Here is an 8,188-nt window from a genome sequence, read left to right as displayed (position 1 = left end):
GCGGCAAGTAACAATCCTGCGCAGCTGGCAGACCGTACTTACGCGTTTGACGCGTGCGCGAGGAACATAGGGCTTTGCCCGCATAAGCAAAACCACCCGCTTGGCGGGTGGATGCTTATTTTGCAGAAGGGAGAAAAAAGGAAGCGAAGCCATGAATTGGCTTCGCTTCCCTTGCTTTCATTCGTTGAGGTTATCCGACAAACGCACCGTCCACGGTCAATACCTGCCCGGTGATGAAGGATGCCTTTTCCGAGACGAGGAACGCTACCGCGTTGGCGATGTCCTGCGGCGTGCCCAGCCGTCCGAGGGGCGTCTGCTCGGCAAGATCCCGCAGTACCTCGGACCCGAGCACCTGCACCATGTCGGTGTCGATCACGCCGGGGGCAACGCAGTTGACGCGGATGCCGCTGGGAGCAAGCTCCATCGCGAGTGAGCGCGTGAGACCGATGAGCGCGTGCTTCGTGCAGGAATAGGTCACCTCGCAGCTCGCGCCGTGCTGGCCCCAGATAGAGGAAATGTTGACGATCACGCCGGCCTTTTCGTGCAGCATATGCGGCAGAACGGCCTGAATGGTGTTGCGCGCGCCGTTGAGATTGACGGCGAAGTAGCGCTCCCACAGCGCGTCGGTCACATCCTGAAAGAGTGCCTGACCGGCGACGCCCGCATTATTGACCAGCACGGAGATCGGACCGAAGGTATCCTCGACCGTCTTGACCATCGCGTTGACCTCGTCACGCTTCGAGACGTCCGCCTGTACGGCGAGCGCGCGGCAGCCCTCACGGGCAAGCTGCGCGGCAAGCTCCTCGGCCTTATCCCGCCGCTCGTAATAGTTGATGCCGACGGCATAGCCCTCGCGGGCAAGCTGCGCGGCGACGGCGCGTCCGATGCCGCGCGAGGAGCCGGTGACGAGCGCGGCTCTGTTTGTTGGATTCATGCGCGCTCACCTGCCTGTGGAGCCAAATCCGCCCTCGCCGCGCGCGGTCTCGGGCAGATCGGCGACCTCGTCGAACTCGATGGGCAGATAGGGCAGCAGGACGAGCTGCGCGATGCGTTCGCCCGTGCGGACGGTGCGCGGCTCCTCCGTGTCGTTGTGGAGGGCGATAAAGCACTCGCCGCGGTAGTCGCTGTCCACAACGCCGACGCAGTTTGCGGGACGCAGCCCCTCGCGGCTCGCCAGTCCGCTGCGGGCAAACACGCCGCCGAAGGTGCCCTCGGGCAGCGCCACGGCGATGCCGGTCGGCACCATAACGGTGTGGTGCGCGGGGATGGTCACCTCGCCGTCGCCGCTCAGGCAGGCGTAGAGGTCGTAACCGGCGGCAAACGCGGAGCCGCTGGTGGGAATGGTCGCGTTGGGGTCTAACTTCTTGATCTTGACTTGAGCCATGATTTATTGATCCTCCCAGAGTGTGATGCCGCCGCTCGACAGCGTGCGCGGCACGTCGATGATGCGCTGGTTGCTCGAGCCGCGGAAGCGGAGCGAGATATCGTGCAGCTCCTCCACAAAGCGCCCGTCCACGAGCACGTCAACGAGCGAGAGCAGCTCGTCCGTGACCTCGCAGCGGGGATGGGAGCCGTCGGTGTGCAGCTGCTCCCAGGTGAAGCCGGTAAAGGCCCAGACGGTCTTGCCCGGCAGCCTTTCGCGCACGCGGCGCAGGAAGGGCAGCAGCGCGCGCTGATTTTCGGGTTCGAACGGTTCGCCGCCGAGGAGCGTGAGACCGTTGATGTAGGCGGGCGCGAGCATTTGCAGCAGAGCCTCCTCCGTTTCGGCGGTAAAGGGCTGACCGTAGTCAAACGCCCAGGTCTGCGGCTGGAAGCAGTTTTTGCAGCGGTTGGTGCAGCCGGAGACGAAAAGCGTCACGCGGACGCCCTCGCCGTTGGCGATGTCGCAGTTTTTGATCTCTCCGTAGTACATCGCGGACCTCCTATCGGATAAAAATGAGCCGGAGCAGCATGGTGAGCGCGTAGAGCAAGGGCTGGTGCAGAACGTAAAGGAGCAGCGCGTGACGCCCGACGAGGGCGAGACGCGGCGCTCTGGCTGTGTAGAACCACTGCGGCAGGCGGCCCGCCTTGACATAGCGCCCTGCCCAGGTGCCGAGCAGGAACACGAAGAACCACGGCAGCAGCGGGAAATAGTCCGCCGAGGCAAAGTCGGGCGTGGTGAAGCCGAAGAGCCACAGGTGCGGCGTCTGCGTGGTCACGCCGTCCGCGCAGGGCGCGGTAAGGACGATGAGTATGATGCAGAGGATCGGCAGCACCCACGCGGGCAGCGCCTCCCAGAATCCGCGTGTCAGGCCGAAGAGCAGCATACAGCTTGCAAGCAGATGCAGCACGCCGAACACGATGGTCATGTCCATAAAATAGGTCACGAGCGTGATGCCGAGGGCGAGTGCCATCGCCTTCGCGCCGCGCTTGAGGTTGCTGCGCGAAAAATCCGAGCTGATGCCGGAGAGGAAGATGAACAGCCCCGCAAAGAAGTAGTGCAGCACGTCGAACACCGGGTTGGTGAACAGCCCCACCACGGTGCGCCGAGAAACGCGCACAGGTCATAGAGAAAGTGATGGAGCACCATCAGGCACACGGCAAGGCCGCGCAGAGCGTCCATCAGCTCGATGCGGGCGGGCCGTTCCGTGCCGCTCATGCGGTGAGCTGCGCGAGCGCGCCGGTCACTTTGTCATATTCGCGCTGCACGGCCTCGAAGAGCGCGGGCGCGGAGGCGGGCAGCGTATCGCTGCCGCGCAGCGCCTCGGTCATCTCGGAGCAGACGCCCGCGAGCGCGGTCAAGCCCAGATTGAGCGCGACGCCCTTGAGCGTGTGGACCGCGCGAAACGCGGTTTTCGCGTCCGCGGCGTCCACCGAGCGGGCAAGCAGCTCCATGCTCCCGTCCTGCGGGAGCATGGTCAGAAAGCGCAGAATGAGCGCATCGCTTGGGAAGCGCTCGGCGACCTCGTCATAGCTGCCGCCGACGAGCGTGTAAAATTCGCGGATGGTCATTGGGGGTCCTCCTTGTAGAGCACAGTACGGTTTTTGGCAGCCTTGGCATGGTAGAGTGCCTGGTCCGCCTTTTGAACGGTGTCGGCAAGCGGACCGACGGCGTGTGCACCGCCGATGCTCACGGTGATGCGCAGGCCGGGGTATTCCGGAAATTCAAGGTTCTCCACCGCGGCGCGGATGCTTTCCAGCTTCTTTTTCAGCGCGTTCCGCGGCATATCGTGGAAGAGCAGGAGGAACTCGTCGCCGCCGTAGCGGACCAGCTCGTCGCCGGTGCGGATCGCGGAGCGGATGGCCTGTGCCGCGCGGGAAAGCGCGGCGTCGCCGGCGAGATGGCCATAGGTGTCGTTGATGTGCTTGAAATGGTCCAGGTCGAGCATGGCGAGCGTGAATTCACCGTCCAGATCGCGCAGGCGGTCGTCGAAGTAACGGCGGTTGTAAACATGGGTGGCCGAGTCGATGTAGACCTGCCGGTTGCGCAGAAGCAGCTGATTGAGCACGCTCGCGTCCTCGTCGCCGCGCAGGTCTTCCATGCGGATGGGGCTGACCAGCTCGAGTGCGTAGGGCACGCCGTCCACCTCAACGCATACGGCGTGGACGTAGAACACCTTGTCGCCCACGGCCTCGACCTTTGTCTGGGCACGGCGGGTGCGGATGACCTCCTGCGAGATGCAGTGCTCGCAGCGCTGCGTCTTGTTCCAGATGGCATAGCAGTGCTCACTTTTTTCCACGACCGCGCCGTCTGAGGTGTCGGTGAGCTGCATACAGATCTCCGGGTCCACAAGGCGGACGGTGTCGAACATACTGCGGCAGCTCTCCAGCACGCCGATGACTTGTTCGCCCGTGATGCGCAGCACATGGTCCGCGCCCACTGTGACCGGCAGGAGCGCCGGATGAAGCACAGGGGCGGCAAAGGCCTGCCGGTAATCCTCCAGCCGGCGGCAGCGCTCGCCAATGTCCAGCACCCGGCCGAAAAGGCTGCTGAAGCGGCCCGGCTCGTCCGAGGCCCAGGTGATCTGTATGGCGATCTGGCAGAGACTGGGATGGCCGTCGAGCGTCAGCTCCGTCTCAAACTCCAAATAGGTCTCGTCGGAGGCGGCGCAGAGCAGGCGGTCCCGCATGGCTTGGATCGTGTCTGCGCTCACGACCGAGCAGAGCTGCGTACAGCTGAGCGGGCCGACGATGACGCGCGGCAGACCGGTGCGGCGGGCCGCGCCGGCAGAGAGAGCGACCGCGTCCGGATGGCGGGTATATTCAAACCAGAACTCCTCCGTCAGGTCGCTGAAAAAGCGCCGCTTGGACAGCTCCTGCTCCACCTGCTTCGTCATGCGCGCAGAGGAGAGCTCCTGCCGACTGTCGTCCGGCTTCCAGATGAGCTCCTTCGCCCAACGGTACGCAGGCGGCTCCACGGCGGCCTCGGCCCCTGCGCTGTGCTTGAGGGTGTCGGTAATGTCATTCAGGCATTCCAGCAGCAGCGGGTTGAAGCTGCCGCATTCGCCGCCGCGGATCATTTCGAGCGATTTCTCGTGGGAAAGCGCCTCCTTGTAGCAGCGCTTGCTCGTCAGCGCGTCGTAAGCGTCGGCGAGAGAGACGACCTGCGCGGCGATGGGGATATCCTCGCCCTTGAGGCCGTCGGGGTAGCCCTCGCCGTTCCAGCGCTCATGGTGCCAGCGGCAGATCTCAAGGGCGTATTTGATGATCGTTTCATTCTGATAGATCGGCAGGTCGGAGATGATCTTCGCGCCCAGCCGCGTGTGCTGCTTGACGATGTCGAACTCACCCGGCGTGAGCGCGGTGGGCTTGGTCAGGATGCCCTCGGGGATGAGGAGCTTGCCGATATCGTGCAGGCTCGAGGCGATGCAGACGGTCTCGATATCCTCCGGCCCGATGGGGCAGCGGTCCGTCCGTTCCAGCAGGCGGTGCAGCAGCAGTCCCGTGATGCGGCTGACATTTGTCATGTGCGTGCCTCTCTCGCCGCTGCGGTACTCCACCGCGTAGCCGAGAATGGCGGCAAGAATGTCGGTGTTCCGCTCGCGGCGGTAGAAGCGGTCGGCGATGAGTCCCGTCAGCTTCTGCGTCTTGGTGTGGAGCAGGATGGCGTTGATGACGCGGCGGCGGATCATGTTGGGCGCGAAGGGACGGCTAACATAGTCCGACGCGCCGAGCTGAAAGGCGCGGTCGATGTAGCTGCCGCCCGTTTCCGCGGAGATCATGATGGTGGGGACCTCGTCGATCCACCCGCGGCGGTTCATTTCCGCAAGCACCTCAAAGCCGTCCGCCTCGGGCATCACAACGTCCAGCAGCAGCGCGGCGATACCACCCTCGTGTGCCGCGAGCGCGGCGATGGCCTCCTTGCCGTCGGCTGCCTCGAGGATATCGAAGTCCTTCTCCAGCACACTCACAAGGATCGCGCGGTTCAGCTCGGAATCGTCCGCGATCAGCAGCTTTCTCTCATCCATGAAAAAACATCTCCTTCCGGCCGCACAGCGAAGGGACAGTCGGCACGGCGGCGCAGACCGCGCAGCGGGGTCCTGAACATTTATTTGGTCTCGCAGCCTGCCGCGCGGATGGCGCCGAGCGCCAGCTCCAGCGTGGGGTCAACGTTGGGATAGTCGAGATGGTAAAGCTCGAACGCGGGCGGCAGCTCCGTGCAGCCGAGGATCAGCACCTCGGCGCCGCGCGCGAGCAGATGCTCACAGGCCGCGCGGAACGCGGTGACGTCATGCGTCAGGTCGCCTGCCTTGACGCCGTTGTAGATGACGTCCATCACCGCGGCCTGATCGTCGGCGCTGTCCGGCGTGAGAAGATCCACGCCGCTTTGCTCAAAGGTGCGCTGGTAGATGCCGGTCTGCACCGTGCCGTCGGTCGCGAGCAGACCCGCGCACTTCACGCCGCGCGCCTTCAGCGCGTCGCGCGTGAGCGCGATCATGTGCAGCACGGGAATGGTCACGGCCTCGCAGACCTGCTCATAGTAGTTGTGCGCGGTGTTGCAGGGCATGATGAGGAAATCCGCGCCGATGCTCTCGAGCCGCTTCGCGCTCTTGATCATCTCCGGCACGGGGTCCTCGCCGCCGTGGAGCAGCGCCGCCGTGCGGTCGGCAATGTCCGTGTTTGAGTCGATGCACACGCGCGGATGCGCCTGGTCGCACGCGGCGACGGTGTGCAGCGTGATCTTCTGAAAGAGGTCGGCGGTCGCCAGAGGCCCCATGCCGCCGAGGATGCCGATGACTTTTTTGCTCATGGTACAGTCCTCCGGAAAGCGGTTTTACTTGTCCAGCAGCTTCTGCTCATGGTTCGGCAGCGCCGCGAGCTCGTGGTCGCGGCGAATGATGAGCTTGAGTGCCTCGACCGCGACCTTGACGGAGGAGCTGGTGTCCTCGCTCATGTCCTGATCGAGACCGGCCTTCTCGCGCTCCTGATTCCAGACCACATGGAAGCACGAGCCGCAGCGGCAGCCAAGCGCGTCGGCCACGACGAAGAGCGCGGCAGACTCCATCTCGCTGGCCTTGACGCCGAGACGCTTCCAGCTCTCCCACTTCTGCAGAAGCTCATAGTAGACGGGGCTCTTTTCCGGGCTGTGCTGCCCGTAGAAGCTGTCCTTGCACTGCACGACACCGGTGTGCGTGCGGTAGCCGAGGCTCTCCGACGCCTGACGCAGCGCGAGCGTCACGTCAAAGTTCGCTACGGCGGGGTACTCAATGGGCGCGTACTCCAGCGAGGTGTGCTCGTAGCGGATCGCGCCGGTGGCGACGACCACGTCGCCGGACTTCACGTTGATGTCAATGCCGCCGCAGGTGCCGGTGCGGATGAAGGTATCCGCGCCGAGCTGATGCAGCTCCTCCATCGCAATGGACGCGCTGGGGCCGCCGATGCCGGTGGAGCAGACCGAGACCTTCTCGCCGAGCAGCGTGCCGGTGTAGGTGGTGTACTCGCGGTTCTGCGCGACCTTGACGGGATTATCGAACAGCGCGGCGATGGACGGGCAGCGGCCCGGGTCACCGGGCAGGATCACATAGCGGCCCACCTCGCCCTGTGCGCAGTGGATATGATATTGACGTTCAAGCTCATGCATAAAAAACACCTCACGAAATGAATTGGAAAAACAGTGATATGATTATAGCAAATCCCCCGCGGCAATGCAAGCGGAGGAAAAAAGAAAGAGGGACGCCCGCGCGTCCCTCCTCTGTGTTCGGTTTTTACAGCATCTTCACCGTGTACCACACGGCCAGCACGAACAGCAGCACCGCCGCGCCCCAGATCACATAGTACGCGAGGCCCGCGAACAGCGACACCGCGATGGCGGCGATGCTCAGCACCAGCACCGCGCAGGTGAGCGTGTAATTAACCTTGGCGGGGAAAATGACGGTCCCCTTGTAGGAACCCTCATGCTTCTGCAGCATCACGGTCAGCACGAGCAGCGCGGCGACGAGCGCCATCGCGATCCAGCAGAAAACGGTCACCAGAGCGGGCATGGAGGCGCTGCCGTGGTTGAGCAGCACGGCGGAGGCGATCGTCAGCGTCAGCGCGGAGGTCTGCACGGCGAACTCACGCTGGTAGAGCAGGAACACCACGCTCAGCAGCATCAGCACGGGAACAAGGATGCACATGGCCGTCGTGCCGGCAGGATAGATCTTGCGCATGAGCTGGCTCGAGAGCGTGAAGAACACGCCGAGACCGAGCAGCCACCGGCCGAGGGCCGCAAAGCGCGTCCACTTGCCGCGCATGACCGTGAACACCACGCCCGCGCCGACCAGCGCCGCGCCGACCCAGACCATCGCGTCGAGGAAGTACGAGACCGCCACGACCTGGTCGATGGTGCCCTTGACAAAATACTGGTTGATGAGCAGAAGATAAAATTCCGCAATGAAGCCGGCGGTGAAGAGCGTCAGGGCGCTGTTCAGGCTGCGGTTATTCTTGGCGATGCGCGCTTCGCGCTTGGGATCGTTCTTTTTTGCTGCCATCTATGCATGACCTCCGAAAGGTTTCCTTCGTTCTTGCGAGTCTGCACACAGACCCACAGACAGATATGATATCAGAAGTGTTCTTTTTTTGCAAGGTAAATTTTCACGGCGGCGGAAAAATGTTGATTTACACTGCTAATAGAACGCCTCGGCCCGAGGTGAACACATAAAATCTACATCTGAAAGTGAGTGTGAAATCAATGAAAATTCGTATCTGTGGCAAGCGTGTGATGAAGGGC

9 protein-coding genes are annotated in these 8,188 nt (G+C 63.3%); all 9 read right to left on the bottom strand.

The window, feature by feature from the left end; translation table 11 throughout:
• Positions 1–190 precede the first annotated feature (190 nt).
• A complete protein-coding gene (gene ymfI, locus KQI17_RS13015) occupies positions 191–934 on the bottom strand; it encodes an elongation factor P 5-aminopentanone reductase (protein WP_216496635.1) in 744 nt (247 codons plus the stop codon).
• Positions 935–940: 6 nt separating this feature from the next.
• Positions 941–1,384 (bottom strand): dUTP diphosphatase, encoded by a 444-nt coding sequence (dut, locus tag KQI17_RS13010; protein ID WP_216496634.1) that lies wholly within the window; start codon positions 1,382–1,384, stop codon positions 941–943.
• A gap of 3 nt (positions 1,385–1,387) precedes the next feature.
• The gene (nrdG, locus tag KQI17_RS13005; protein WP_216496633.1) at positions 1,388–1,912 is read right to left on the bottom strand and encodes an anaerobic ribonucleoside-triphosphate reductase activating protein; all 525 of its coding nucleotides are present in this window, start codon (positions 1,910–1,912) and stop codon (positions 1,388–1,390) included.
• A 10-nt stretch (positions 1,913–1,922) separates the two neighbouring features.
• Positions 1,923–2,540: a heparan-alpha-glucosaminide N-acetyltransferase gene (locus KQI17_RS13000; protein ID WP_371822001.1), complete on the bottom strand. Its 618-nt coding sequence runs from the start codon at positions 2,538–2,540 to the stop codon at positions 1,923–1,925.
• Positions 2,541–2,634: 94 nt separating this feature from the next.
• On the bottom strand, positions 2,635–2,991 hold the full coding sequence (locus KQI17_RS12995; protein WP_216496631.1) for an Hpt domain-containing protein: 357 nt from the start codon (positions 2,989–2,991) through the stop codon (positions 2,635–2,637).
• A complete protein-coding gene (locus KQI17_RS12990; RefSeq protein WP_216496630.1) occupies positions 2,988–5,447 on the bottom strand; it encodes a diguanylate cyclase in 2,460 nt (819 codons plus the stop codon). Before KQI17_RS12990 ends, KQI17_RS12995 begins: the two co-directional genes overlap by 4 nt.
• 80 nt (positions 5,448–5,527) lie before the next feature.
• Entirely contained in the window at positions 5,528–6,229 is a 702-nt protein-coding gene (locus KQI17_RS12985) for an aspartate/glutamate racemase family protein (RefSeq protein WP_216496629.1), read from the bottom strand.
• Positions 6,230–6,253: 24 nt separating this feature from the next.
• Positions 6,254–7,060 carry a uridine phosphorylase gene (gene udp / locus KQI17_RS12980; RefSeq protein WP_216496628.1) on the bottom strand — a complete coding sequence of 269 codons (807 nt, stop codon included), beginning with the start codon at positions 7,058–7,060 and terminating at the stop codon, positions 6,254–6,256.
• Positions 7,061–7,184: 124 nt separating this feature from the next.
• Positions 7,185–7,949: a hypothetical protein gene (locus KQI17_RS12975; RefSeq protein ID WP_216496627.1), complete on the bottom strand. Its 765-nt coding sequence runs from the start codon at positions 7,947–7,949 to the stop codon at positions 7,185–7,187.
• Positions 7,950–8,188: the final 239 nt, after the last annotated feature.

It is taken from the genome of Oscillibacter sp. MSJ-31 (assembly GCF_018918025.1).
Classification (GTDB): Bacteria; Bacillota; Clostridia; order Oscillospirales; family Oscillospiraceae; genus Hominicoprocola.
Note: the sequence above shows the minus strand (reverse complement) of the source record. Positions and strands in the feature narration are given on the sequence as shown.

Bases quoted from the DNA above. Each gene is read 5' to 3' on its own strand.
- KQI17_RS12975 (WP_216496627.1), bottom strand. From the start codon at position 7,949: ATGGCAGCAAAAAAGAACGATCCCAAGCGCGAAGCGCGCATCGCCAAG.
- nrdG (WP_216496633.1), bottom strand. From the start codon at position 1,912: ATGTACTACGGAGAGATCAAAAACTGCGACATCGCCAACGGCGAGGGC.
- udp (WP_216496628.1), bottom strand. From the start codon at position 7,060: ATGCATGAGCTTGAACGTCAATATCATATCCACTGCGCACAGGGCGAG.
- KQI17_RS12990 (WP_216496630.1), bottom strand. From the start codon at position 5,447: ATGGATGAGAGAAAGCTGCTGATCGCGGACGATTCCGAGCTGAACCGC.
- dut (WP_216496634.1), bottom strand. From the start codon at position 1,384: ATGGCTCAAGTCAAGATCAAGAAGTTAGACCCCAACGCGACCATTCCC.
- KQI17_RS12985 (WP_216496629.1), bottom strand. From the start codon at position 6,229: ATGAGCAAAAAAGTCATCGGCATCCTCGGCGGCATGGGGCCTCTGGCG.
- KQI17_RS12995 (WP_216496631.1), bottom strand. From the start codon at position 2,991: ATGACCATCCGCGAATTTTACACGCTCGTCGGCGGCAGCTATGACGAG.
- ymfI (WP_216496635.1), bottom strand. From the start codon at position 934: ATGAATCCAACAAACAGAGCCGCGCTCGTCACCGGCTCCTCGCGCGGC.